At 40.1% G+C, this 25,153-nt stretch carries 23 protein-coding genes; 21 read left to right on the top strand and 2 right to left on the bottom strand.

Annotated elements, in window-relative coordinates; genetic code table 11:
• Nucleotides 1-7: 7 nt before the first annotated feature.
• Complete coding sequence (locus tag LI162_RS09095) at nucleotides 8-1,237, bottom strand: argininosuccinate synthase (RefSeq protein WP_015529678.1); 1,230 nt, start codon at nucleotides 1,235-1,237, stop codon at nucleotides 8-10.
• A 173-nt stretch (nucleotides 1,238-1,410) separates the two neighbouring features.
• Between LI162_RS09095 and LI162_RS09090 the strand changes: the two genes are divergently transcribed.
• From LI162_RS09090 to LI162_RS08995, 20 genes are all read left to right on the top strand, one after another.
• A complete protein-coding gene (locus tag LI162_RS09090) occupies nucleotides 1,411-1,785 on the top strand; it encodes a hypothetical protein (protein WP_227156342.1) in 375 nt (124 codons plus the stop codon).
• A gap of 5 nt (nucleotides 1,786-1,790) precedes the next feature.
• Nucleotides 1,791-2,831: an N-acetyl-gamma-glutamyl-phosphate reductase gene (argC, locus tag LI162_RS09085; protein WP_020435717.1), complete on the top strand. Its 1,041-nt coding sequence runs from the start codon at nucleotides 1,791-1,793 to the stop codon at nucleotides 2,829-2,831.
• 115 nt (nucleotides 2,832-2,946) lie between these two features.
• Complete coding sequence (locus LI162_RS09080) at nucleotides 2,947-3,393, top strand: GNAT family N-acetyltransferase (RefSeq protein WP_020435716.1); 447 nt, start codon at nucleotides 2,947-2,949, stop codon at nucleotides 3,391-3,393.
• A 20-nt stretch (nucleotides 3,394-3,413) separates the two neighbouring features.
• Nucleotides 3,414-4,637: a bifunctional glutamate N-acetyltransferase/amino-acid acetyltransferase ArgJ gene (gene argJ / locus LI162_RS09075; RefSeq protein WP_015529681.1), complete on the top strand. Its 1,224-nt coding sequence runs from the start codon at nucleotides 3,414-3,416 to the stop codon at nucleotides 4,635-4,637.
• A 62-nt stretch (nucleotides 4,638-4,699) separates the two neighbouring features.
• Nucleotides 4,700-5,602, top strand: a complete 903-nt coding sequence (gene argB / locus LI162_RS09070) for an acetylglutamate kinase (protein ID WP_020435715.1) — start codon at nucleotides 4,700-4,702, stop codon at nucleotides 5,600-5,602.
• Nucleotides 5,589-6,770, top strand: coding sequence for an aspartate aminotransferase family protein (locus LI162_RS09065; protein WP_020435714.1), 1,182 nt, complete (start codon nucleotides 5,589-5,591; stop codon nucleotides 6,768-6,770). Before argB ends, LI162_RS09065 begins: the two co-directional genes overlap by 14 nt.
• Nucleotides 6,771-6,833: 63 nt before the next feature.
• A complete protein-coding gene (locus tag LI162_RS09060) occupies nucleotides 6,834-7,265 on the top strand; it encodes a DMT family transporter (protein ID WP_015529684.1) in 432 nt (143 codons plus the stop codon).
• 136 nt (nucleotides 7,266-7,401) lie between these two features.
• Nucleotides 7,402-8,103, top strand: coding sequence for a helix-hairpin-helix domain-containing protein (locus LI162_RS09055; RefSeq protein WP_020435713.1), 702 nt, complete (start codon nucleotides 7,402-7,404; stop codon nucleotides 8,101-8,103).
• A 36-nt stretch (nucleotides 8,104-8,139) separates the two neighbouring features.
• Nucleotides 8,140-8,829, top strand: a complete 690-nt coding sequence (locus tag LI162_RS09050) for a response regulator transcription factor (protein ID WP_015529686.1) — start codon at nucleotides 8,140-8,142, stop codon at nucleotides 8,827-8,829.
• 58 nt (nucleotides 8,830-8,887) lie between these two features.
• Complete coding sequence (locus tag LI162_RS09045; protein WP_020435712.1) at nucleotides 8,888-10,261, top strand: sensor histidine kinase; 1,374 nt, start codon at nucleotides 8,888-8,890, stop codon at nucleotides 10,259-10,261.
• Nucleotides 10,262-10,271: 10 nt separating this feature from the next.
• Nucleotides 10,272-11,204, top strand: a complete 933-nt coding sequence (locus LI162_RS09040; protein ID WP_055156723.1) for a GerMN domain-containing protein — start codon at nucleotides 10,272-10,274, stop codon at nucleotides 11,202-11,204.
• Nucleotides 11,201-13,498 (top strand): DNA internalization-related competence protein ComEC/Rec2, encoded by a 2,298-nt coding sequence (locus LI162_RS09035; RefSeq protein WP_227156340.1) that lies wholly within the window; start codon nucleotides 11,201-11,203, stop codon nucleotides 13,496-13,498. Before LI162_RS09040 ends, LI162_RS09035 begins: the two co-directional genes overlap by 4 nt.
• 65 nt (nucleotides 13,499-13,563) lie before the next feature.
• The gene (holA, locus tag LI162_RS09030) at nucleotides 13,564-14,547 is read left to right on the top strand and encodes a DNA polymerase III subunit delta (RefSeq protein ID WP_015529690.1); all 984 of its coding nucleotides are present in this window, start codon (nucleotides 13,564-13,566) and stop codon (nucleotides 14,545-14,547) included.
• 16 nt (nucleotides 14,548-14,563) lie between these two features.
• Nucleotides 14,564-16,378, top strand: coding sequence for a translation elongation factor 4 (gene lepA / locus LI162_RS09025; protein WP_020435708.1), 1,815 nt, complete (start codon nucleotides 14,564-14,566; stop codon nucleotides 16,376-16,378).
• Nucleotides 16,379-16,437: 59 nt separating this feature from the next.
• Nucleotides 16,438-17,595, top strand: a complete 1,158-nt coding sequence (hemW, locus tag LI162_RS09020) for a radical SAM family heme chaperone HemW (RefSeq protein ID WP_227156338.1) — start codon at nucleotides 16,438-16,440, stop codon at nucleotides 17,593-17,595.
• 139 nt (nucleotides 17,596-17,734) lie between these two features.
• Nucleotides 17,735-18,652 (top strand): 1-phosphofructokinase, encoded by a 918-nt coding sequence (pfkB, locus tag LI162_RS09015; RefSeq protein ID WP_020435706.1) that lies wholly within the window; start codon nucleotides 17,735-17,737, stop codon nucleotides 18,650-18,652.
• 1 nt (nucleotide 18,653) lies between these two features.
• Nucleotides 18,654-20,564 carry a PTS fructose transporter subunit IIABC gene (locus LI162_RS09010; protein ID WP_020435705.1) on the top strand — a complete coding sequence of 637 codons (1,911 nt, stop codon included), beginning with the start codon at nucleotides 18,654-18,656 and terminating at the stop codon, nucleotides 20,562-20,564.
• Between the two features lie 156 nt (nucleotides 20,565-20,720).
• Nucleotides 20,721-21,491 carry a DeoR/GlpR family DNA-binding transcription regulator gene (locus tag LI162_RS09005; RefSeq protein WP_226865618.1) on the top strand — a complete coding sequence of 257 codons (771 nt, stop codon included), beginning with the start codon at nucleotides 20,721-20,723 and terminating at the stop codon, nucleotides 21,489-21,491.
• A 254-nt stretch (nucleotides 21,492-21,745) separates the two neighbouring features.
• Entirely contained in the window at nucleotides 21,746-22,261 is a 516-nt protein-coding gene (locus tag LI162_RS09000) for a hypothetical protein (RefSeq protein ID WP_227156336.1), read from the top strand.
• A gap of 150 nt (nucleotides 22,262-22,411) precedes the next feature.
• Complete coding sequence (locus tag LI162_RS08995) at nucleotides 22,412-23,245, top strand: hypothetical protein (RefSeq protein WP_117497264.1); 834 nt, start codon at nucleotides 22,412-22,414, stop codon at nucleotides 23,243-23,245.
• 219 nt (nucleotides 23,246-23,464) lie between these two features.
• Here LI162_RS08995 and LI162_RS08990 read toward each other — a convergent pair whose 3' ends face one another.
• Nucleotides 23,465-23,722 carry a helix-turn-helix domain-containing protein gene (locus tag LI162_RS08990; protein ID WP_117497262.1) on the bottom strand — a complete coding sequence of 86 codons (258 nt, stop codon included), beginning with the start codon at nucleotides 23,720-23,722 and terminating at the stop codon, nucleotides 23,465-23,467.
• 128 nt (nucleotides 23,723-23,850) lie between these two features.
• On the opposite strand from LI162_RS08990, the gene LI162_RS08985 reads away from it, so the two are divergent.
• Nucleotides 23,851-25,143 carry a hypothetical protein gene (locus tag LI162_RS08985; RefSeq protein ID WP_147322137.1) on the top strand — a complete coding sequence of 431 codons (1,293 nt, stop codon included), beginning with the start codon at nucleotides 23,851-23,853 and terminating at the stop codon, nucleotides 25,141-25,143.
• Nucleotides 25,144-25,153 lie beyond the last annotated feature (10 nt).

The raw sequence follows: 25,153 nt of genomic DNA, 5'->3' as shown, positions 1-25,153 counted from the left end.
ATTCCTCTTACTTCTTCTGTGATTCTACTTCCTGCATTTTCATAGCACGAACTTTCAGAGGAAGTCCGAACAGGTTGATGAATCCGTCAGCGTCATGGTGATCATACAGATCTCCTGTTGTGAAGCTTGCAAGGGATTCGCTGTACAGTGAGTATGGAGATGTCTCTCCGGCACGGATGATATTTCCTTTATAGAGACGGAACTTAACTTCTCCTGTTACATACTGCTGTGTAACATCAACAAATGCCTGGATTGCTTCACGAAGTGGTGTATACCATTTTCCTTCGTATACGATCTGAGCAAATTTATTTCCAAGATCTTTCTTAACTTCATATGTAGCACGGTCGAGAACGAGCTCTTCAAGCTGGTCATGTGCTTCCATAAGGATTGTTCCACCAGGAGTCTCGTAAACACCACGTGATTTCATTCCAACAACACGGTTCTCAACGATATCAACGATTCCGATTCCATGTTTTCCTCCGAGACGGTTCAGCTCTGTGATGATTTCAGAAACTTTCATCTCTTTTCCGTTTACGCTCTTTGGAACACCTGCTTCAAATGTCATTGTAACGTATTCATCTTTGTCTGGTGCTTTCTCTGGTGTTGTGCTCAGTACGAGAAGATCATCGTAGTTTGGTTCATTTGCCGGATTCTCAAGTTCAAGTCCTTCATGGCTGATGTGCCACAGGTTACGGTCACGGCTGTAGCTGTGCTTTGCGTCAAATGGAAGATCAATTCCATGAGCTTTACAGTAATCGATCTCGTCTTCACGGGACTGCATTGTCCATACATCTGTCATACGCCATGGAGCGATGATCTTGATGTCCGGAGCAAGAGCTTTGATACCAAGCTCGAAACGGATCTGGTCATTTCCTTTTCCTGTTGCACCGTGGCAGATAGCAACAGCGCCTTCTTTACGTGCAATCTCAACCAGTTTTTTAGCGATTGCCGGACGAGCCATGGAAGTTCCGAGAAGGTATTTGTTCTCATAAACAGCTCCGGCTTTTACGCAAGGAACGATGAAGTCATCACAGAATTCATCAATGATATTTTCAATATATAATTTAGAAGCTCCGGAAAGTTTTGCTCTTTCATCCAGTCCGTCCAGTTCTTCGCCCTGTCCACAATCGATGCAACAGCAGATAACGTCATAGTTAAATGTTTCTTTCAGCCACGGGATAATTGCTGTAGTATCAAGACCACCTGAATATGCTAATACAACTTTTTCTTTACTCATTTTATTGCCTCCTGAATGTATTTTATCAATTTCTGTTTTCTCAGTTTCTTGAGTTCTAAAGATTTCTGCTTTAACAAGCTAAAACATACTATACACCACATTTTATAATTATGCAAGTATTATTTTAAAAAAATGAATAAAATGCATAAAGACACACATAATAAACAAAAAGAATGCATAAAACAATAGACTATAAGAAGAAATATACAAGATATGATGAAAAGAATGAAATAAGAAGAAAATCAAAAAAATATTTAGGCCAATATCATCGCCTTTTTTATATATCTTTATATAGTAGGAAAATACTATCTACAAACTTTTTTGAAAAAACGCTTGCATATTATACATGGAAGATGTATTATTATGCAAGTAAAGCAGGGAAAGTGTATTTTTATACATTCAATTTCAGGAAATACTTTACATCCCGATTAAAGTGGTATATTATAAGGAGAAATGATTGCGGTAACACGTTACCACAGTACAGTAAATATGCAATTCCCAGGGAACTTCTATTGGCTCCCATGGAAATGGTAAAAGAAAGGACTTGAGAACGATGATTAAGGTCGGAATTATTGGAGCAACCGGTTATGCAGGCGGCGAGCTCGTAAGAATATTGATGGGACATAAAGATGCAGAGGTTGTCTGGTACGGATCCAGAAGTTATGTGGATCAGAAATATGCAGATGTATATAGAAACATGTTTCAGATTGTAGATGCAAAATGCATGGATGATAACATGGATGAGCTTGCCGAGCAGGTAGATGTGATCTTCACAGCAACTCCGCAGGGACTGTGTGCATCTCTGATCAATGAAGAAATCCTTTCAAAGACAAAGATCATTGATCTCAGTGCAGATTTCCGTCTGAAAGATGTGAAGGTTTACGAAGAGTGGTATAAAATCGAACACAAAGCACCGCAGTATATTGATGAAGCTGTCTATGGATTGTGCGAGATCAATCGGGACAAAGTGAAGGATGCACGTATCGTGGCCAATCCGGGATGTTATACAACATGTTCTATCCTGACAGCATATCCGCTTGCAAAGGAAGGACTGATCGATATGAGCACTCTGATCATCGATGCGAAGTCTGGAACTTCAGGAGCAGGAAGAGGAGCAAAGCTTCCGAATCTTTACTGTGAAGTGAATGAAAATATCAAAGCATATGGAGTAGCTACACATCGCCATACACCGGAGATTGAAGAACAGCTCGGATATGCAGCAGGAGAGAAAGTTGTATTGAACTTTACACCGCATTTAGTTCCAATGAATCGTGGAATTCTTGCGACAGAGTATGCAAAGCTTACGAAAAAAGTTACATATGAAGAAGTAAAAGCAATTTATGATAAATATTATGCAGATGAGAAATTTGTTCGTGTTCTAGAGAAAGATCAGTGTCCGGAGACCAAATGGGTAGAAGGAAGCAACTATGTAGACATTGGATTTAAGATCGATGAGAGAACAGGACGGATCATTATGATGGGAGCTATTGATAACCTTGTAAAAGGTGCCGCAGGACAGGCGGTTCAGAATATGAATCTGCTGTTTGGTCTTCCGGAGAGTGAAGGACTTGAACTCGTTCCGATGTTCCCATAAGATATATAAATATAGAAGCAACAAAGTTGCTAAATCACATAATAGTGAGGACAACAGTGAGATAAAGGGTTGCTGGTCGCACATCGTGTGAACAGTAACGATAAAGGTGGTATGTATGATACGTGTAATGACAATAGAGGATTATGATGAAGTATATAAATTGTGGAAGAAGATCCGGGGATTCGGAATCCGCAGTATCGATGATTCGAAAGAAGGTGTCGAACGTTTTCTGCGGCGTAATCCGACAACGAGTTTTGTCGCAGTGAAAGAAGGAAAAATCGTCGGAAGTATTCTCTGTGGTCATGATGGAAGACAGGGAAGTCTCTATCATGTATGTGTGGATGAGGCATATCGAAGACATGGAATCGGAAAAGACATGGTCGTGCATAGCATGAAAGCTCTTCAGGAAGAGAAAATTAATAAAGTCTGCCTGATCGCATTTGCACAGAATAATGTAGGAAATGCATTTTGGAATACAATCGGATGGACGGAACGACTTGATGTGAATTATTATGATTTTATTTTAAATGAAGAAAATATTACAGCATTCAATGAACAATAAGCAGAAAGGAAGCAAGTTATATGAAGATAATCGAAGGCGGAGTTACCGCAGCAAAAGGATTTGAAGCAGCAGCAACAGCAGCAGGAATCAAATACCAGGGACGTACAGATATGGCGATCATTTACAGTGAGAAACCGTGTAAAGTTGCCGGAACATTTACAACGAATGTAGTAAAGGCAGCTCCGGTGAAGTGGGACAGACAGATTGTAGAGAGCAAACAGAAATCACAGGCAGTTATTGTAAACTCCGGAATTGCAAATGCGTGTACCGGAGAGGAAGGTATGAAATACTGTGAAGAGACAGCAAAAGAGGCAGGAAAAGTTCTTGGAATCGATGAGAAAGGTGTTCTTGTAGGTTCTACAGGAGTCATCGGAATGCAGATCCCAATCGATAAGATCAAAGCCGGAATTACAGAACTTGCCAAGGGAAAGAAAGCTGATCTGGCAAGTGGAACAGAAGCTGCAAAAGCAATCATGACAACTGATACGAAGAAAAAAGAAGTTGCGGTTACATTTATGGCAGGAGATACAGAAGTAACGATCGGAGGAATGGCGAAAGGTTCTGGAATGATTCATCCGAATATGTGTACAATGCTTGCATTTATTACAACGGATGCAAAAATTTCCAAAAAAGCACTTCAGGCGGCAATGAGCAGTGATGTTGAGGATACTTATAACATGATCTCTGTTGACGGAGATACTTCAACAAATGATACAGCACTTCTTCTCGCGAATGGAATGGCCGGAAATGAGAAGATCAAAGAAGGCACACCGGAATTCGATGCATTCAAAGAGGCTCTTCATTATGTAAATGAGACACTTGCGAAGGCAATGGCGGGAGACGGAGAAGGTGCAACAGCACTTTTTGAAGTAAAGGTTGTCGGAGCACAGACAAAAGAGCAGGCAAAAGTTCTTGCAAAATCTGTTGTATGCTCGAATCTTACAAAGGCTGCAATCGCAGGACACGATGCAAACTGGGGAAGAATCCTTTGTGCAATGGGATATTCCGGAGCGCAGTTTGATCCGGAGCAGGTAGATCTTTTCTTCGAGAGCTGTGCAGGAAAGCTTCAGATCATTGCTAATGGAACAGCAACAGATTATAGCGAAGAAAAGGCAACAGAGATTCTTTCACAGGAAAAAGTGACAGCCATTGCTGACTTAAAAGCCGGAGATGCAGAAGCTACTGCGTGGGGCTGTGACCTGACACATGGATACATTGATATCAATGCGGATTACAGAAGTTGATTTATAGAGAAATTATTATTTCTTTAAAGACGCTGAAAAGATAAAAAAGGGAGACAGAAAAAATGACAAGCAATATGCAGAAATATCTGGATAAAGCGCAGGTGCTGATTGAGGCACTGCCTTATATCCAGCGCTTTAACCGTAAAATCATTGTAGTAAAATATGGTGGAAGTGCCATGGTGGATGAAAGTCTGAAACGCAGAGTAATCGAGGATGTTACACTTCTGAAACTGTGTGGATTCAAACCGATCATCGTGCATGGCGGTGGTAAGGAAATCAGCAAGTGGGTTGGAAAAGTTGGAAAAGAAGCAGAATTTATCAACGGACTTCGAGTGACAGATGCAGAGACAATGGAGATTGCTGAGATGGTTCTGGGACGCGTGAATAAGAGTCTTGTACAGCTTGTAGAGAGTCTTGGCGTGCGTGCGATCGGAATCAGTGGAAAGGATGGAAATCTTCTCCAGGTTGAGAAGAAGTTTTCAGACGGACAGGATATCGGATTCGTAGGAGATGTCAAGAAAGTAAATGCAGAGATTTTGTATGACCTTCTGGAAAAAGATTTCCTTCCGATCATTTGCCCGGTTGGTATGGATGAGGAATACAATACTTATAATATCAATGCTGATGATGCAGCTTGCGCAATCGCCCGTGCAATGAAAGTTGAGAAGCTTGCATTCCTGACAGATATTGAAGGTGTTTATAAAGATCCAAAAGATCCTTCTACATTGATTTCTGAACTGGAGGTCAAAGAAGCCAAGGAATTGATTGCTGACGGATATATTGGAGGTGGAATGCTTCCAAAGCTTCAGAATTGTATTGATGCGATTGAAAGTGGTGTATCCCGTGTTCATATTCTGGATGGAAGAATCCCACATTGTCTGTTGCTTGAAATCTTTACAAACAAAGGAATCGGTACAGCAATTTTAAATCAGAAAGAAAGCAGGTATTATGATGGTGAACAGTAAAATACAGGCGGCAGAAGAAAATCTGATCCATGTATACAATCGATTTCCGATTGCACTGGATCACGGAGAAGGAATGTATCTGTATGATACAGAAGGAAAAGAATATCTTGACTTTGCAGCAGGATTTGCTGTGTCTGGACTTGGATATGATAATAAAGAACTGAATCAGGCATTAAAAGACCAGATTGACAAGTTATACCATACATCAAATCTTTATTTCCACGAGAGCTGTGGAGAGGCGGCAAAAGAATTAAACCGCATTTGCGGAATGGACAGAGTTTTCTTTACAAACAGCGGCGGAGAGGCAAATGAAGGTGCTCTGAAAGCGGCAAGAAGATATGCTTACACAAAGAAGACAGGAAGATATGAATTTATCGCGATGCAGAATTCTTTCCATGGAAGAAGTTTCGGAGCAGTTTCTGTGACAGGACATGATTCTTATCGTGAACCGTTTGAGCCGGTTGTTCCAGGTGTAAGATTTGCAGAGTTTAATGATCTTGACAGTGTGAAAGCACTGGTAAATGATAAGACCTGTGCAATTATTTTGGAACCGCTGCAGGGCGAAGGCGGAATCAATCTTGCAACACAGGAATTTATGGAAGGAATCCGTAAGATCTGTGATGAAAATGGAATTCTGATGATCTGTGATGAAGTGCAGTGCGGAATGGGAAGAACCGGAAATATGTTTGCATGGCAGGGATTTGGTGTAAAACCGGATATTTTGACTATGGCGAAAGCAATCGGAAACGGAATTCCGGTCGGTGCATTTGCAATGACAGAAGAAGTGGCAAAATATTCTCTGCAGCCGGGAGATCACGGCGCAACTTATGGAGGAAATCCACTGGCATGTACAGCTGTTAAGACAGTGATCGAGATTTTTGAACGTGAAGATATTGTAGGACATGTAAATCAGGTTGCTCCATATCTGACAAAAAAACTGGATGAGCTTGTGGATGAGCTGGACTGTGTTGTCAAAAGAAAAGGAAAAGGTCTGATGCAGGGAATCGAGATTACAAAACCTCTTGCAGAAGTAAATAAAAAGACAATTGAAGAAGGACTTCTGATTATTCAGGCTCAGGGAAATGTGATCCGTTTTGTTCCACCGCTGATCGTAGAAAAAAAGCATATTGATGAGATGATCGAAAAACTGAAACGTGCACTTGCATAAGAAATCTTATACATAAAAAAGCCGGCATTTGCTTATACTATTTCTATAGGGAGGTATGAGCTTATGGCCGGTTTTTTGATTGCACTGCTATCAGGTGCGCTGATGAGTGTACAGGGAGTGTTCAACGCGCAGGTGACAAAGACGACAGGAATCTGGGTAAGCAATGGGTGGGTGCAACTTTCAGCATTTCTTTTGTGTCTGTTTGTCTGGCTGGCAACAGGAAGAGACTCTGTTGCAGCACTTATGGAAGTCCAACCGCGCTATATGTTGTTGGGAGGTGTGATCGGAGCAGGGATCACATGGACTGTCATTAAAAGTGTGGATGCTCTGGGACCTGCAAGATCAGCACTTTTCATTGTTGTTTCCCAGCTGGCGGTTGCTTATCTGATCTCACTATCCGGAATGTTCGGAATGGAAAAAGAACCATTTTCATGGAGAAAATTGATTGGATTGTTGATCGCAGCCGGTGGAATTGTTCTTTTCCAATGGAAATAGAAAGTTTTGCGGGTATTGTAACAAGTCTGTAACAAAGCGTTAAATTGTCTATTGTATTTTTGAGAAAAATTCGTTACAATATTTATGTCCGGTTTTAAGGGGAAGTCTGACTGTCTGAGAACAGTGAGGCAATAGGATGAAGAACGGATGGAAGAAAATATGCAGATGCCGTAAAGGGCAGATGCTAAAAGGAATTGTATTGACTTTAACTTTGGCTTTTTTGACCATGGGATTGTGTGGCTGTGCAGAGAAGCATGACGCAGCGGAAGAACTTGAAGAGTTCACACTGGAGGGAGAATCTGATGTAGGAAAGAATTCCCAAAATTCCAAAACAGAGTCAGAAAAAGGATCTCAGGGTGGCACAGATGCAGAAGAAGGACTGCCGGAGACGTTATATGTTCATGTATGTGGAGCTGTGAATGCTCCGGGGGTGTACGAACTGAGGACAGATGCACGGATTTACGAAGCATTGGAAGCGGCCGGTGGAATGACAGAAGATGCTGCTGCAGATTGGATCAATCAGGCAGAAGCTTTGAGTGATGGAGAGCGGATCTATGTGCCAACGCAGGAAGAAGCAGAGGAGTCAGCACAATCTGTTTCCGGTCAGTGGGCAGATCCGAATGGAAATGCAGGTGGATCAGTCAGTGATAAAATTAATATAAATACAGCCGCAAAAGAAGAATTGATGACCTTGAGTGGAATCGGAGCATCAAAGGCAGAGAGTATTCTGAAATACAGACAGGAGCATGGAAACTTTCAGAGTATAGAGGATCTCAAGAAGATCGAGGGAATCAAGGATGGCGTGTTTAATAAGATAAAAGACGATATTACGATATAGGAGCGGGCAGGCAGAAGAACGGCCAGAAAGAGGAGTATGAGCAAGAAGATATTAGTTGTTGATGATGAAAAATTAATCGTAAAGGGGATTCGGTTCAGTCTGGAACAGGAAGGAATGGAAGTGGATTGCGCTTATGATGGAGAAGAAGCATTAGAATATGCGAGAAGATGTGAGTATGATCTTGTACTTCTTGATGTCATGCTTCCGAAACTGGATGGTTTCCAGGTATGTCAGCAGATTCGTGAATTTTCAGATATGCCGATTGTTATGTTGACTGCCAAGAGTGAGGATATGGATAAGATCCTTGGTCTGGAATATGGTGCGGATGATTATATCACAAAGCCGTTCAATATTCTTGAAGTGAAGGCAAGAATCAAGGCAATCATGCGCAGAACAGCGAAACGCAAGGAAGAGCCGGCCGGCAGTCCGGTGCTTGTGAAAGGGAATATGAAGATTGATTGCGAAGGACGCCGTGTTTTCATCGGAGAACGTGAGATCAATCTTACAGCGAAGGAATTTGATGTGCTTGAGCTTCTGGCAATGAATCCGAATAAGGTTTACAGCAGAGAGAATCTGCTGAATCTGATCTGGGGATATGATTATCCGGGTGATGCAAGAACTGTAGATGTACATATCCGTCGTTTACGAGAGAAGATAGAACAGAATCCAAGTGAACCAAAATACGTACATACGAAGTGGGGAGTGGGTTATTATTTCCAGGGGTAAGAATACATTTTCATTTAAGAAAAAGATCTTTAACAATCTTAGATTCCGAATTTTTATTATGGTGCTTCTTGCCGGGCTTGTGCCCAGCGTAGTAGCACTATTTGGAATCGTAAAAGTCTATGAGTCACGTGCTGTGTCACTTCGAACAGCAGAAATTCAGAATCAATGTACAATTTTAACGAATCAGATCAGTGCGAGCCACTATTTTGAGGACACTTCACAAGAGGTGGTCAATGACAGCCTGAATCAGCTGACTAACATTTATAACGGAAGAGTTATGGTAATTGACGATCAGCTGAGGGTAGTCAAAGATACTTACAGTCTGGATGAGGGAAAGCTGGATGTATCTGAAAGTGTAGTGCGCTGTATGAAGGGGACGAGCACGAATAATTATGATAAGAAGAATCATTATATCGAGGTGACTGCACCGATTGCAATACCCGGAGAGAATCAGATTCGCGGTGTAATGCTGGCAAGTGTTTCAACTGATAGTATTGAGGATTCTCTGGATGTATTATATACACAGGGGAGCGTGATTATTGGTCTTGTGATGATTTTTCTGACGATTGTTGCAGTGTTTGCAGCAGATCGTGTAGTACGTCCGCTGCATCAGATTGCAGCTACGATCGAGAATGTAAGTGCAGGGTATAGCGATGATGTTTTGCATGTGGATACATTTACAGAAACGAAAAGTATCAGCGAAGCAATTAATAAGATGATGGGAAGGCTAAAGCTTTTGGATGATTCCAGGGAAGAATTTGTATCCAATGTATCTCACGAACTGAAGACCCCGATGACATCGATGAAAGTACTGGCCGATTCACTTCTGGAGCAGGAGAACCTTCCGGTTGAGATGTATCAGGAATTCATGGGTGATATTGCAAAAGAGATTGACCGTGAGAATAAGATCATTACAGATCTTTTATCACTTGTGAAGATGGACAAGAAGGGGCAGACGCTGAATATTGAATCCATTAATATCAATGAACTTCTGGAACAGATTTTGAAGAGATTAAAACCAATTGCAGAGAAAAAGAATGTGGAGATCGTAATGGAGAGCTTTCGTCCGGTTACGGCGGAGATTGATGAGACAAAGCTGTCACTTGCGATTTCCAATCTGGTAGAAAATGCAGTAAAGTATAATCATGATAATGGATGGGTTCATGTATCATTGAATGCAGACCACAAATTTTTCTATGTAAAAGTAGAAGATTCAGGAATTGGAATTCCGAAAGAGGATCAGGCGCATGTTTTTGAACGTTTCTTCCGTGTGGATAAATCTCATTCCAGAGAGATCGGAGGAACAGGACTTGGACTTGCAATTGCGCGAAATGCTGTGATTGCACATAGAGGTGCGATTAAAGTATTCAGTGAAGAAGGCGAAGGAACAACATTTACTGTGAGAATTCCATTGATCTATACAGCTTCTTAGGAGAAAAGTTATGAAAAAAAGAAAAGGGATCGCAGTGTTGCTTATTCTGATTCTTTCTCTCGCAGTAACTGCGTGTGGGAATCGTTATGGAGTAAAGGAAGGCGAATCTTACATTTACTGTATGAATACAGACAAGACAGGACTTGTAAAGGTTGCGGCTAAGATCAGCGGCAATTCTGCGATAAAAAAGGCGGAATCTGTAATCGATGAGATGAAGAAACCAACGAATGAAATTGAATATACACAGGCAATTCCGGAACAGGTGAAATTGCTCGACTGTGCTTTAAAGGGCAGTATCCTTGAGATTAATTTCAGCGAAGAATATTATGAAGTGAAATCCTTAGATGAGAAACTGATGCGGGCAGCAATCGTGCAGTCACTGCTTCAGATTGACGGAATTGATGCGGTATCTGTCCGTGTGGAAGGAGAACCACTCAAAGACGATGAAGGAAATGAGGTCGGTCTGATGAATGAGGACGATATTGTTGACACGACAGGTTCTTCGTTAAGTTCTTATCAGAGTGATACATTGAAGTTATATTTTGCAGATCAGAATGGATCCAAACTGGTCAAACAAGAGGTTGATGTTCATTACAGCAGTAATGTTTTGAAAGAAAAGCTGATTGTAGAAAAGCTGATGCAAGGTCCATCTGAGGAGGGGGCATATCCAACGATCAATCCGGCGGCTAATCTGTTGAGTGTAACGACAAAGGATGGAATCTGTTATGTGAATTTTGACAGCACATTTCTGATCAGTGCGTATGATGTACTGCCTGAGATCACGATTTATTCTATTGTGGATTCTCTTGTAGAGGGAACAGGAGTAAGGCAGGTACAGATTACGATCAATGGTGAATCGAATGCAAAATACATGGAGAAGGTGGACTTGTCACAGCCATTGAATGAAGAGCAGGACTGGATAGCAGCAGATAACAAAGAATGAGAAAACGCCCGCTCTGTATGGTATGTCTTATACTGCTTGCCATACAGATTGTAAGAGTGAGTTTTTTACAGAATACAAAAGATCAGAAACCGTCCCTTGCAGAAACATTGATTTCGGATGAGAAAAATGTGATTTGCGAGGGCACGGTTTATAGAATTGAAAATAAATCACAATCAACTGCAATTTATCTGAAAGATGCGGTTGTTTCTTGTACAGACCAAAAGAGTAAGAATCAGATAATCAAAGAAAAGAAAATCCTTGTAACAATAAAAAATAATAAATCCGGTAAAAAAATCAGAATGAAAATAGGACAGAAGCTGAATGTGTGGGGGAAAAAACAGTCGTTTCATCCGTCAAGGAATCCGGGTAATTTTAACCAAAAAAGTTATTATCAAAAACAGGGAATCCATGTTGGGGTTTTAACAAAGGCAGAACAGGTTGAGATAGTTTTGTCTGAAAAAGACAAGAACTGGATTGTATCACGATGGAATAGCATACGGAATCAGCTGGACCGGCTGAAAAATTACTGGAACTGGAAGATTGTAAGCCAGATGGGAAAAACACATGGCGCGATGCTTTCTGCAATCTTGTTGGGAGAAAAGAGCGGACTTGATCCGGAGATGAAAAAATTGTATCAGAAGAACGGATTAGGACATCTGCTTGCAATTTCGGGATTACACATGTCACTGATCGGAATGTCTGTTTACCGGTTATTAAGAAGAATGGGAAATTCATTTCTGTTTTCCGGAATTGCCGGAGGAGGGATTTTGTTTTTTTATTTGGTTATGACAGGTCCACAGGTGTCCAGTCTTCGTGCACTTCTTATGTTTTTTATCCGCATGGGGGCAGAAATTACCGGGAGAGATGTGGATCAACCTACAAGCCTGGCGGTTACAGCAGCTATCTTAAGCATATATCAACCGCTGTATCTGTTAGACGCAGCATTTTTACTTTCGTTTGGTGCAATTCTTGGGATTTTATTATTGTATCCAATTTTTGAACAGAAAACACGTTTGAAAGCATGGGAAGGATTTAAGATTAGTTTAGCTGTTAATGGAATGCTTCTGGGAATCATGCTGTATTATTATTTTGAGATACCACCGTATGCACTCGTTTTGAATGTTATTTTAATTCCGTTGTTTCCATTTGTGATGTTGACAGGTATAGGTGGAATTTTGTTTTCAGAATTATCGGGAACCGTAGGAAAAATTGGATTCAGAAGCTGTGATCGCCTGTTGTCCTTCTATGATAAATTATGTGAGCTGACATCAGCGCTTCCGGGCAGCAGGATCGTGACCGGACAGCCAGAGTTATGGTGGGTGCTTATTTACTATGGTGTGCTGTTGTTTTTGTGCTTCCTGTTTCATGCAATGAAAAATAAGACAGATAACCGAAGAAAACAGGCGGGATTTTCACTTCTTGTTTGTATTGTCATAGCAGGATCGATCTGCGGATGCGGAATACTCAATAATGATTCAAAAAACCTTCAGGTGACGGTTCTGGATGTTGGACAGGGGGACTGTATTTTTATAAGAGACAGGGAAGGAAAGAGAATGCTGGTGGATGGAGGGAGCAGTGATCTGTCTTCTGTCGGTACTTACCGGATAGAGCCGTTTCTATTATCGCAGGGGGTCAGAAAACTGGAGTATGTTTTTGTGACACATGGTGATGCGGATCACATCAATGGAATTCAGGAACTTCTGCAAAATCAGAAACAGGGAGTGGAAATCGATGCGCTTGTTCTGCCGCCGGAAGAATATATGGATGAGAAATTACTCCATCTTGCAGAAATAGCGAAAGAAAATGGGACGAGAGTGTTGACAATTTATGCCGGAGAAAAAGCAGGAACGTATTTAAAATGCATTGCTCCGTTGACAACGAGGAAAAACGAGCGTATTCGTGGCAAGGAAGAGGAGATGCCTCGTCTGGAAGCGGGAAATGAAGCATCTGTTGTACTTGAATTGAAGGATGGGGCGTTTCAAATGCTTCTGACAGGAGATTTGGAAGGAAGAGGAGAGGAACAGCTGGTGGAAAGCGGAGCATTGGAAAGCTGTCCAATCTTAAAAGCAGGACATCATGGGTCGAAGAATTCGGGAAGTGAAGAATTTCTTCAGATTGTGAAACCCAGATTAACATTAATCTCAGCGGGGATAGAAAATCGCTACGGACATCCACATGCGGAGACGCTGGAACGCCTGCGGGAAATCGGAAGTGAAGTATTGTCCACGCAGGAATGTGGTGCAATTACACTAAGGAGCGATGGACGAAAAATAAAGGTTCACAAGTATTTATAAAACAGGAATAGGTGATAAAAAGGCTCTTGTCAAAGTGTTGGTTATTCATTTATAATAGAATAGTTATGAAGACCTTAAATGAAGATTTAAAATCAGGACAATTTAAGCAGGTATATCTTCTCTGTGGAGAAGAAGGATATCTGAAGAAACAGTATAAGAACCGTTTTGTGAAGGCAATGCTTCCGGAAGGTGATACGATGAACTATTCGTATTATGAAGGGAAGAATACGCCAGTGAAAGAAGCAATCGATCTTGCAGAGACCTTACCTTTCTTTGCAGAGCGCAGACTGATCGTATTTGAGAATACGGGATTTTTTAAAACTGCGGCAGGGGCAGATCTGGCGGATTATATTAAGGACATGCCAGAGACAACCTGTTTTATCTTTGTGGAAGAAGAGATTGATAAGAGAAATAAGCTCTATAAAGCAGTGAAATCAAAAGGATATATTGCAGAGCTGTCCACGCAGGATGCAGGAACTTTGAAACGCTGGGTTGCAGGTCTGGTCCGAAAAGAGCAGAAGCAGATTTCGGAGTCTGTGATAGTTTATTTTCTGGATAAAGTTGGAACAGATATGGAAAATATCCAGGGAGAGCTGGAGAAAGTATTCTGTTATGCACTGGAGAGGGATACGATCACGAAGGAAGATATTGATGCTGTCTGTGTGACGCAGATTACGAATCATATTTTCGAGATGGTAGATGCGGTTGCAGCCGGAAATCAGCAGAAAGCACTGGATCTGTATTATGAACTGCTGGCTTTAAAAGAACCGCCGATGCGTATTCTTTTTCTGCTGGTGCGTCAGTACAGGATGCTTTTCCATGTCAAGGCACTTGCAAATCAGGGATATGGAAGAAAAGAGATTGCGTCTAAAGCAGGCTTACATCCATTTGTGGCAGGAAAGAACATGGAACAGGCGAAGCGGTTTAAGATGGGACAGCTGCGCCGTGTGATGGAAGAAGGGGCACAGTTGGAGCAGGATGTAAAGACAGGATTGCTGACAGACAATCTTGCGGTAGAACTTTTTATTGTAAAACAGTCAGAAAGATAGATGGAGGTAAGAAGTATTGTCAACAATTGATCAGAGTCATATTAGAAATTTTTGTATTATAGCACATATCGATCACGGTAAGTCTACACTGGCGGATCGTATCATTGAGCAGACAGGACTTTTGACTAGCAGAGAAATGCAGTCACAGGTTCTCGATAACATGGATCTGGAGAGAGAGCGTGGAATCACGATCAAAGCACAGGCAGTCCGTACTGTATATCAGGCAGATGACGGAGAAGAGTATATTTTCAACTTGATTGATACACCTGGACACGTCGATTTCAACTATGAGGTATCCCGAAGTCTGGCAGCCTGCGACGGAGCGATTCTTGTTGTTGATGCAGCACAGGGAGTTGAGGCACAGACGCTTGCGAATGTATATCTTGCACTGGATCATGATCTGGATGTTATGCCAGTTATCAACAAGATTGATCTACCAAGCGCAGAGCCGGAGCGTGTAAAAGAAGAGATAGAAGATGTGATTGGAATCGATGCGGAGAATGCACCACTGATTTCTGCTAAGACAGGACTGAATGTACATGAAGTTCTCGAGCAGATTGTACAGCAGATTCCGTCACCGGTCGGAGATCCGGATGCACCGCTTCAGGCACTGATCTTTGATTCCAAGTACGATTCTTACAAGGGAGTTATTGTATTCTGCCGTATCAAGGAAGGCACTGTCAAAAAAGGTACACCGATGCTTATGATGGCAACAGGCGCGAAAGCAGAAGTTGTAGAAGTTGGAACTTTTGGAGCGGGACAGTTCATTCCATGTGACGCACTTGAAGCAGGAATGGTAGGATATATCACAGCCAGTCTTAAGAATGTAAAGGATACCCGTGTCGGAGATACGATCACGAATGCAGAGAATCCATGTGCAGAACCACTTCCGGGATATAAGAAAGTAAATCCGATGGTATATTGCGGACTTTATCCGGCAGACGGAGCAAAGTATCCGGACTTGAGAGATGCACTTGAGAAACTGCAGCTTAATGATGCTGCGCTTCAGTTTGAGGCAGAGACATCGGTAGCACTTGGATTCGGATTCCGTTGTGGATTCTTAGGACTCCTTCATCTGGAGATCATTCAGGAACGTCTGGAAAGAGAGTATAACCTTGATCTTGTTACAACAGCACCGAGTGTTATTTACAAGATCCATAAGACAAACGGTGATGTGATCGATCTGACAAACCCGACAAACATGCCGGATCCTGCAGAGATTGAATATATGGAAGAGCCTATGGTAAAGGCAGAGATCATGGTGACATCCGAGTACATCGGAGCGATCATGGATCTGTGTCAGGAACGCCGTGGAATCTATCAGGGAATGGAATATATTGAAGAGACAAGAGCCGTGTTGACATATCATCTGCCACTCAACGAGATTATTTATGATTTCTTTGATGCATTGAAATCAAGATCCAGAGGATACGCATCTTTTGATTATGAGATGCTTGGTTATGTACGTTCCGAGCTTGTCAAACTTGACATTCTGATCAACAAAGAAGAAGTGGATGCTCTTTCCTTTATTGTATTCGAAGGAAGCGCTTATGAGCGTGGAAGAAAGATGTGCGAGAAGCTGAAAGAAGAGATTCCAAGACAGCTTTTCGAGATTCCGATCCAGGCAGCAGTCGGAAGTAAGATTATTGCGAGAGAGACAGTTAAGGCAATGCGTAAGGACGTTCTTGCGAAATGTTACGGCGGTGATATTTCACGTAAGAAGAAACTGCTTGAAAAGCAGAAAGAAGGAAAGAAGAGAATGCGTCAGGTTGGAAATGTAGAGATTCCACAGAGTGCATTCATGAGTGTCCTGAAGCTGGATGAGAACTAGATAAAAGAAGGAAGGAAAAGATACTGTTTTTATCAGACAGTATCTTTCTGTATTTAAAGATGAAAAAGAGAAATTTAGAATTATATCTCCATATTCCGTTCTGCGTAAGAAAATGTAATTATTGTGATTTTTTCTCAGCAAGTGGAACAGAGGAAGAGCAGGCAGCTTATGTCAGTGCTATGATTCAGGAGATTCAGAATTATCAGGAATTATCTGGAGAGTATGAAGTTCAGACCATTTTCCTGGGAGGCGGAACACCGTCTCTTCTGACACCGGAACAGATAGAACAGATTTTTAATGCAATTTATCATACATTTTCAGTAAATGAGAATGCAGAGATCACAATGGAAATGAATCCGGGAACGGTTGATATCGAGAAGCTTCATGCTATGAAAGCAGCAGGGGTGAACAGACTGAGTATTGGACTTCAGTCGGCACAAAATGAAGAACTGAAAATGCTAGGAAGAATCCATACATTTGAAGAATTCCTTGAGACTTGGAAACTGGTAGAACAGGCTGGATTCAAAAATCGAAATATCGATCTCATGTCTGCGCTTCCGGGACAGACGATAGAAAGCTACGAAGATACACTTTCAAAAGTTCTGGCACTTGAGCCGGAACATATATCCGCATATAGTTTGATCTTAGAGGAAGGTACTGTATTCTATGACTGGTATGAAAAAGGAAAGTTAGATTGTGGTGCATGGAAACTTCCATCTGAGGAAGAAGAATATGCGATGGGAGAACTGACAATACAAAGACTTGCAGAAGCAGGAATGCATCGATATGAGATATCTAATTATGCAAAGCCAGGGAAAGAATGCAGACATAATCTGGGATACTGGGACAGAACGGAATACCTTGGGATTGGAGCAGGGTCCTCCTCATTGATCAAAGGAGAGCGGTTTGATCATATTCGAGATCGGAAAGCATATATTGAAAAGATTAGAAATGGCGAGTCGATCCTTATTGACAGAGAAATTCTTTCCGTGGAATCGCAGATGGAAGAGTTCATGTATCTGGGGCTTCGAAAAGTAGAGGGAGTTTCGAGAACAGATTTTCAGAACTGTTTTGGAAAGAATGCAAATGATGTATATGGAAAAATTCTTGATAAATTAGAAGAAGAACAATTGCTGGAATTTAGTGGAGATCGAATCAGACTGACGCATCGGGGGATGGATGTCAGCAATTGTGTGCTGGCGGAGTTCTTGTTTTAAAGGCTGAAAACCAAAATTGTGCAAAATCAACCAAAAACAGTCATGAAATTTGTTGATTAGTTTGATTGACTATGAACGAGTTTGAACGTATAATACAAGCATAAAGAAAAACAATGGTCAGAGAGAAGGAGAATGCAAAATGATTTACACAGTAACATTTAATCCGTCATTGGATTACATTGTCTCTGTTGAGGACTTTAAGCTTGGACTTACGAATCGAACGAGTTCAGAGCTGATCCTTCCAGGTGGAAAGGGCATCAATGTTTCTACAGTGCTTGGTAATCTTGGTATCGAGAATACTGCACTTGGATTTTTAGCCGGATTTACCGGAAAAGAGATTGAAAGAAGACTCAAAGAGATGGGAGTTGCATCTGATTTTATTGAGATCAATGAAGGTGTATCTCGAATCAACCTGAAGTTAAAATCAATCGACGGAACAGAGATTAACGGAAGTGGACCGGTGATTTCTCCGGAAGATGTAGAGAAGCTGATGGAGAAGCTTGACAAACTTGGAGAAGGTGATGTTCTATTTCTGGCAGGAAGTATTCCAACATCTATGCCGGATGACATGTATCAGAAGATTATGGCGAAGCTTGATGGCAAAGGTGTCATGATCGTTGTAGACGCAACGAGAGATCTGCTGTTGAACGTTCTTGAATATCATCCATTTTTAATAAAACCGAACAATCATGAACTTGGAGAGATTTTTGATGTGGAACTTCTGACAAGAGAATCTGTTGTACCATATGCAAAGAAACTGCAGGAAAAAGGAGCAAGAAATGTTCTTGTATCCATGGCAGGAGAAGGTGCCGTTCTTGTAGCAGAAGATGGAAGTGTTTATGACACTCCGGCGCCGAAAGGGGAATTAAAAAACGGTGTTGGAGCAGGTGACTCTATGGTAGCCGGATTTATGGCAGGCTGGATGGAGAAACATGAATACAGACATGCATTCCACATGGGAGTTGCATCAGGAAGTGCAAGTGCATTTTCAGAGAATCTGGCAACAAAAGAGGAGATTGCCGGAGTATATCAACAGGTTGTAAAGGAGGAGCGGTAGGATGAGAATTACAGATTTGCTCGATAAAAGAAGCATTGCCTTTGACAAGAATCCGGCAAATAAGCAGGAAACTTTGGACATGGCCGTGGATTTGATGTGTGCAAGTGGTAAGATCAATGACACAGAAGCCTACAGAAAGCAGGTTTACTTAAGAGAAGAAGAAAGCACAACAGGAATTGGTGAAGGAATTGCCATTCCACACGGAAAAGGTGATTGTGTAAGCAAGCCGGGACTTGCAGCAATGGTCATTAAAAATGGTGTTGATTTTGATTCTCTGGATGGAGATCCGGTAACACTTTTATTCCTGATTGCGGCACCGAATACAGAAGACAACGTTCATCTGGAAGTACTTAGTAAATTGTCAATGATGCTGATGGATGAGCAGTTTACAGAAGCTCTGAGAAATGCAACCTCTGCGGAGGAATTCCTTTCTATTATTGATAAAGCAGATGATGAGAGAGCTGACATTGATGAGCAGCTGGCAGATACAGGAAATGCAGAGAGTGATTTCAAGATTCTTGCAGTAACAGCATGCCCGACAGGTATCGCACACACATATATGGCAGCAGAAGGAATCGAGAAAGCTGCAAAAGCTGCTGACTGCTTTGTGAAAATCGAGACAAGAGGAAGCGGCGGAGCAAAAAATGTGCTGACAGATCAGGAAATCGCTGATGCAGACTGCATTATCGTTGCAGCAGATACACAGGTTCCGATGGATCGTTTTGACGGAAAGAAAGTAATCATCTGTCAGGTATCAGACGGAATCAGCAAGGCAGATGAACTGGTAGCTCAGGCGAAAGCCGGAAATGTTCCGGTCTTCCACGGAAACAATCCGGCTGCAGCATCTTCTTCCGCAGGAAAGAAAAGCGGCGGAGTCGGACATCAGATTTACATGCAGTTAATGAACGGTGTTTCCCATATGCTTCCACTTGTTGTTGGTGGTGGTATTCTGATCGCGATCGCATTTCTGATTGACGGATTGTGCGTAGATCTGAATGCACTTCCGGCTGACCAGAGAGCAAATTTTGGTATGATCACTCCGGTTGCGGCAGTATTTAAACAGATCGGTGGAACAGCATTTGGATTCATGCTTCCGGTACTTGCAGGATTTATCGCAATGGCAATCGGTGACCGACCGGCGCTTGCAGTTGGTCTTGTAGGCGGTATGATGGCAGCAAGCGGAAAATCCGGATTCCTCGGAGCTCTTGTAGCCGGATTCCTTGCAGGATATATCATTGTACTTCTTCGTAAAGTATGCGACAAGCTTCCGGATGCACTGGAAAAAATCGCACCGGTACTTATTTATCCATTGATCGGAGTTCTCCTGATCGGACTTGCGATGATGTTTGTAATCGAGCCAATCATGGGTGGAATCAACACAGGCCTGAATAATGCATTGACAGGTATGGGAGATTCAAGTAAAGTAGTATTAGGACTGATTCTTGGAGGAATGATGTCCATCGATATGGGTGGTCCATTCAACAAGGCAGCTTATGTATTCGGTACAGCATCAATCGCAGCTGGTAATTATGATATTATGGCAGCAGTTATGGTTGCAGGAATGGTTCCGCCATGTGCCATCGCCCTTTCCACACTGTTGTTTAAGGATAAGTTTACAAAAGAAGAAAGAGATGCAGGTCCGACAAACTTTATCATGGGTCTTGCATTTATCACAGAAGGAGCAATCCCATTTGCAGCATCTGATCCGCTGCATGTACTTCCATCTTGTATCATCGGTTCAGCAATTGCCGGTGGAATGTCAATGCTGTTTGGATGTACACTGATGGCACCACATGGTGGAATCTTCGTATTCCCGGTTGTTGGAAATGCAGTAATGTATCTTGTTTCCCTCGTAGTAGGAACAGTCATCTCCGCAGTACTGCTTGGATTGCTTAAGAAGAAAGTTGCATAAAGTAACAAATATTTGGATGAAATGCCGAATAGAATAATCTGTCAAAACCATTGAACAGTTACAAGAATATAAGAATCAGGACCGGGAGTCGTGGATCAAGAAGCAGGCGCTTGAGATTCATGGCTTCAGGTCCTTTTTTAAAAGGAGATAATAAAAATGCTTACAGAACAGAGATATCAGATTATTTTGGATTTGCTGAAAGAAAAGAAAAGTGTTACGGCGACAGAACTGAAAGAGATTTTAGACACATCAGAGTCTACGGTAAGAAGAGATATTACTGCACTTCATAAAGCCGGAAAGCTTATCAAGGTATTTGGCGGAGCGGTTGCGCTAGAAGATGAAGGCACTGTCTCTGCTTATGAACCGACAGTTGAGCAGAAGAGCGAACTCCATGTGGAAGAGAAAAGAAAAATCGCGCAATATGCGGCAGAACTGATCGAGGAGGAAGATTTTATTTATCTCGATGCAGGAACAACGACAGGTTATATGATTGATGCTCTTGGACATACCAATGCAGTTTTTGTGACAAATGCTGTTTCACATGCACAGAGACTGGCAGCTAAAGGAATCAAAGTGTTTCTGATCGGCGGAGAACTTAAGAACTCTACAGAGGCAGTGATCGGTGCCCAGGCAATGAAGAATCTGCAGGAATATCATTTTACCAAAGGATTCTTTGGAGCAAATGGAATCACAAAAGCAGAAGGATTCACGACACCGGATGCGAATGAGGCTCTGGTGAAACAAACGGCAATCGAGAGATGCAGGAACAGGTTTGTCCTTGCAGATCATTCAAAATTCGGATGTATCAGTTCAGTGACATTTTCTGCTTTTGCGAATGCAAAGATTCTGACAGACAGCTGTCCGGCAGATTATCAGGAGATGGATTGTGTGATAGGGGTGGAAGTAGCAATGTTCCCAACAGAATAAGAATGAATGTAAAGATTCTGACAGACAACTGTTCGACGGAATTTTTGTATAATATAGTGGACATGTTTATATTTTATACTATCAGCCAGACTTTTGAAGTCTGGCTGTAATTTTTTGTCATGAAATGGAAAAAGAAGAATTAAACAATAGAAGAAATAATTTTTACTGTAATTTAATTTATTTTAATTGTTATTTGAAAATAAATATGCTAAAATAAAATGACATTCACTAAATGTCAAAACATAAAAAGGAGAGTGGAGACTATGGCAATATGTCCGTTTTTTGAAGAATCAATGTGGAATGGTAATAAGTGTAAAGCAAGTGGTGGAAAAGATGGGGCACCGATACAGAAACGGTATGCAGATTATTGCGGAGCTAATTTATTATCATCAGATTATCACAAATGTCCGTTGTATAAGGATGCGACAGGAAAAAGCAATAGTAGCGGTGGATGCTATTTAACGTCAGCTTGCATGAGTGTAAAAGGAGAAGAATTTCTAGATGATTGTGATGAACTTGAACTTTTAAGAAATTTTCGGGATTCATATGTTAAAGAGAATTATCCGCAGGACATAGAGAAATATTATGTGATTGCGCCCAAAATTGTAGAGAAAGTGAAAGGGCTGAAAGATAATGTAGATGTGTTCCGAAAAATGTATTATGAGTTAGTACTGCCATGTTGCAATTTAATTGAAGAAAACAAATTGTATGAAGCATATAATAGATATAAAAATTATTCATTAGAATTAGCTGAAAAATATTTACAATAGCCGCTTTATTTCGTATACCTTTTAATCACTATTTCAGTACCTGATATATCAAAATGCTCATAACTGCGACTCATTCTCTGAGATATGAGAGACCAGAAAACCTTGAATCTTCAATAAGAACATTTGATTATATGAGGAGTGGTAATAATTATGGAAAAAAATTATGAAAGACAGAATGAACAATTAAGAAGAAATATTGAATTATTAGAACAAGGAATTACAGTAAAAAAATATTTACAGATAGAAAATGATATAGAGGTCGAGGGAAGTACAGCAATCTATAATTATTTCGGAATCTTTATTATATATAGTGAATCTGAAAAAAGATTTATTTTAAAAGGACATCCAGAAAAAAAAGACGAATATTCAAAAAAATATATGGGAGATTATATACATAGAATTATAGATCCCAAGAGCTATAAAAAACATTTGCGCAGATGTTTCTTGAATGATTTCTATATATTAAAGTATTATAGGCTAAATCCAAAAGAGTTCCCAACTATAGAAGAATATTTAGTCAGAAAAGGAGATACATGTGAAAAATATATAAATGAATTCATTCAATTGAATGGTAAAGTTTTACAGGAATATTGGGATATGGGCTATTTACATTATACTTCTATAAATGATGAGAAAACGATAGTAAAATACCAAATACAAGTTATGGCAAGAAGCTTGTTACATTTAAGAAAGAAGAGTCGATTTTTGTATGAAATATTAAATATGATAGTTGATATTCTTGTTAAGTCATTGCCATTTTTTATCTGGCTGTTATATATGAATAAATCATCTTTATTAACAGGTGTAAATATAGTTCAAAAGGGTAGTTCTTTAATTGCTGGAATTCTAGGAAATTATTTAGCAGGAATCTTTATGTATCTTATATGTTTGGTGATGATTTTTGTTATAGATTTGATTGTGTTTAAAAGTATATATACAATAAAACTGAAAATATTTGATTGGATAATTGATAAAAGCGTATAAAATATATAATTTTTTAAGATTTTCATTAAGGCATCCATTAGGATGCCAAATAATTTGCTGAAAGTGATTTCTGTCATTTTATTAACAAGGAAGGAGAACTGTTCACCAAGAGTTCTCAGGTATTTACTTTGTCTTTGTTCCATTGAGCAACACATATTCTGGTAAATATAATGGTCACGTGGGCTATTAGTCCATCTTTACAACAGTCACCTTTTAGGATTAAGAAAAATTACTGTTCAGTAATGTATCACAACTTACATTTAAGACAGAAGCAATAGCTTTCAATTCAATATCAGTAACAAAACGTTGTCCAGATTCAATTCTTTGAATAGCATTTTTGTCTACATCAAGCCCGTGTATTTGAAGCATATCTGCAAATTTGCGCTGAGAGGTTTTTTCGGGAAGTTGTAAACGCAATTCTTTAATTTTTTGTCCACAAATATTATTAAATCCAGTTGAAGATTTATTTTTATACATAGATAAACTCCTTTCTAAAAATGACATTCACTAATTGTCAATTTAAAAAGTATATGATAAAATAAAACAAAAAATGACACCTACTAGATGTCAAAGGCGATTTTATTTACGAAAGGGAGAAGAATAATATGAAAAAGAAAACATCGCTATTATTAATGCTAGTATTCATTATGTTGTGTATGACAGGGTGTTCGTCAGTACCCAAGGAAAAACAAATCAAACAAGATATAATGGATGCAAGTTCCTCACTCGCATTAGCTGAGAATGAAAAAGTAGTTGATATTGAAATCAAGGATAGAAAAACGGACAAAAAAGCTAAAAGTGATCAAGTGATATGTATCGTAAAAACAGAATTAGACAATGTTTCTTATGAAAAAGGATATACATTGTCATATCATAAATTTGATAATGGATGGAAAATGCAGTCTATTATTATAGGCGAAAGTGCTGATTGGGTTATAAAACCATTAAAGGGGGTTAATGAAGAACAGATTAAGAATTCTTTAGCTTACAAGACAATAAATGTTGATGGTGAGTTGTGGACAATCGAAGATGGAGAAATTTCCGATATTGTTATAAAAAAACAAGATACAGATTTAGATAAAGGGAAAGATAAAGTGACTATTAAGATAAAACTAAATGGAGAAGTGGAAGAAGTTGAAGGTACAATCAAAGCAGAATATGATTTTGATAAAAAATGGGAATTAAAAGATATGGAAGACGAGAATGATTTTTCATCGAAGGAAAAAGCAGATAAAGCTTTAAATGTTAATAAAGAAGATTTGATTGCTGAACTTTCAGGAAGAGAGATATCAGTTGGAGAAACAAAATCAGATGTTGGTAATGGAATTTCTTTTATTGATTATTCGACACAACAGAAAATAAAGATAAATACAGATGATATATCAGAATTCACAATCAATCAACAGACAAAAGAAGAGAAAGGAAAAGGCGTAACATATGAATGCAGTTGCAAATTGTCAAAAGCAGATGTGCAATATACTCTTCAAGTAAAGTATTTTTATTATTATGATGGAACATGGAATGATCCAAGTGTAACAATTACTCCTGTGTTAGATACGGATTCAATTAATTTGAGTGGAACTTGGAAAGGAAATTATACAGGAGCAGGATCTTCTGGAACAGCAGAGCTAGATATTAACTCGGAAGATGGGATAAATTATTCTGGTACTTATACATATACTTCGGATAAATCATATGTAAATTCTGGAAGTTATAAAGTAGAAGGAACATTTGACAAAGATACAATGCAATTAAAATTAAAAGCAGGGGATTGGATTTCGAAACCAGATCGTCCACTTTCTGTTGAAAAACAGGATATTTTAGCAATCTATTATGTGGATAGCTCAAAGCTGAATGGAAGGGGACAATGTGGAGATATATTTAATATAAACAAGTAGATAAAGTTAA

It is taken from the genome of Mediterraneibacter sp. 210702-DFI.3.120 (assembly GCF_020561005.1).
Lineage (GTDB): Bacteria > Bacillota > Clostridia > Lachnospirales > Lachnospiraceae > Mediterraneibacter > Mediterraneibacter faecis.
The sequence above is the reverse complement of the archived record's forward strand: the minus strand, read 5'-3'. Positions and strand labels throughout refer to the sequence as shown.

Bases quoted from the DNA above. Each gene is read 5' to 3' on its own strand.
- LI162_RS09095 (WP_015529678.1), bottom strand. From the start codon at position 1,237: ATGAGTAAAGAAAAAGTTGTATTAGCATATTCAGGTGGTCTTGATACT.
- LI162_RS09090 (WP_227156342.1), top strand. From the start codon at position 1,411: ATGCATAAAACAATAGACTATAAGAAGAAATATACAAGATATGATGAA.
- argC (WP_020435717.1), top strand. From the start codon at position 1,791: ATGATTAAGGTCGGAATTATTGGAGCAACCGGTTATGCAGGCGGCGAG.
- LI162_RS09080 (WP_020435716.1), top strand. From the start codon at position 2,947: ATGATACGTGTAATGACAATAGAGGATTATGATGAAGTATATAAATTG.
- argJ (WP_015529681.1), top strand. From the start codon at position 3,414: ATGAAGATAATCGAAGGCGGAGTTACCGCAGCAAAAGGATTTGAAGCA.
- argB (WP_020435715.1), top strand. From the start codon at position 4,700: ATGACAAGCAATATGCAGAAATATCTGGATAAAGCGCAGGTGCTGATT.
- LI162_RS09065 (WP_020435714.1), top strand. From the start codon at position 5,589: ATGGTGAACAGTAAAATACAGGCGGCAGAAGAAAATCTGATCCATGTA.
- LI162_RS09060 (WP_015529684.1), top strand. From the start codon at position 6,834: ATGGCCGGTTTTTTGATTGCACTGCTATCAGGTGCGCTGATGAGTGTA.
- LI162_RS09055 (WP_020435713.1), top strand. From the start codon at position 7,402: ATGAAGAACGGATGGAAGAAAATATGCAGATGCCGTAAAGGGCAGATG.
- LI162_RS09050 (WP_015529686.1), top strand. From the start codon at position 8,140: ATGAGCAAGAAGATATTAGTTGTTGATGATGAAAAATTAATCGTAAAG.
- LI162_RS09045 (WP_020435712.1), top strand. From the start codon at position 8,888: ATGGTGCTTCTTGCCGGGCTTGTGCCCAGCGTAGTAGCACTATTTGGA.
- LI162_RS09040 (WP_055156723.1), top strand. From the start codon at position 10,272: ATGAAAAAAAGAAAAGGGATCGCAGTGTTGCTTATTCTGATTCTTTCT.
- LI162_RS09035 (WP_227156340.1), top strand. From the start codon at position 11,201: ATGAGAAAACGCCCGCTCTGTATGGTATGTCTTATACTGCTTGCCATA.
- holA (WP_015529690.1), top strand. From the start codon at position 13,564: ATGAAGACCTTAAATGAAGATTTAAAATCAGGACAATTTAAGCAGGTA.
- hemW (WP_227156338.1), top strand. From the start codon at position 16,438: ATGAAAAAGAGAAATTTAGAATTATATCTCCATATTCCGTTCTGCGTA.
- pfkB (WP_020435706.1), top strand. From the start codon at position 17,735: ATGATTTACACAGTAACATTTAATCCGTCATTGGATTACATTGTCTCT.
- LI162_RS09010 (WP_020435705.1), top strand. From the start codon at position 18,654: ATGAGAATTACAGATTTGCTCGATAAAAGAAGCATTGCCTTTGACAAG.
- LI162_RS09005 (WP_226865618.1), top strand. From the start codon at position 20,721: ATGCTTACAGAACAGAGATATCAGATTATTTTGGATTTGCTGAAAGAA.
- LI162_RS08995 (WP_117497264.1), top strand. From the start codon at position 22,412: ATGGAAAAAAATTATGAAAGACAGAATGAACAATTAAGAAGAAATATT.
- LI162_RS08990 (WP_117497262.1), bottom strand. From the start codon at position 23,722: ATGTATAAAAATAAATCTTCAACTGGATTTAATAATATTTGTGGACAA.
- LI162_RS08985 (WP_147322137.1), top strand. From the start codon at position 23,851: ATGAAAAAGAAAACATCGCTATTATTAATGCTAGTATTCATTATGTTG.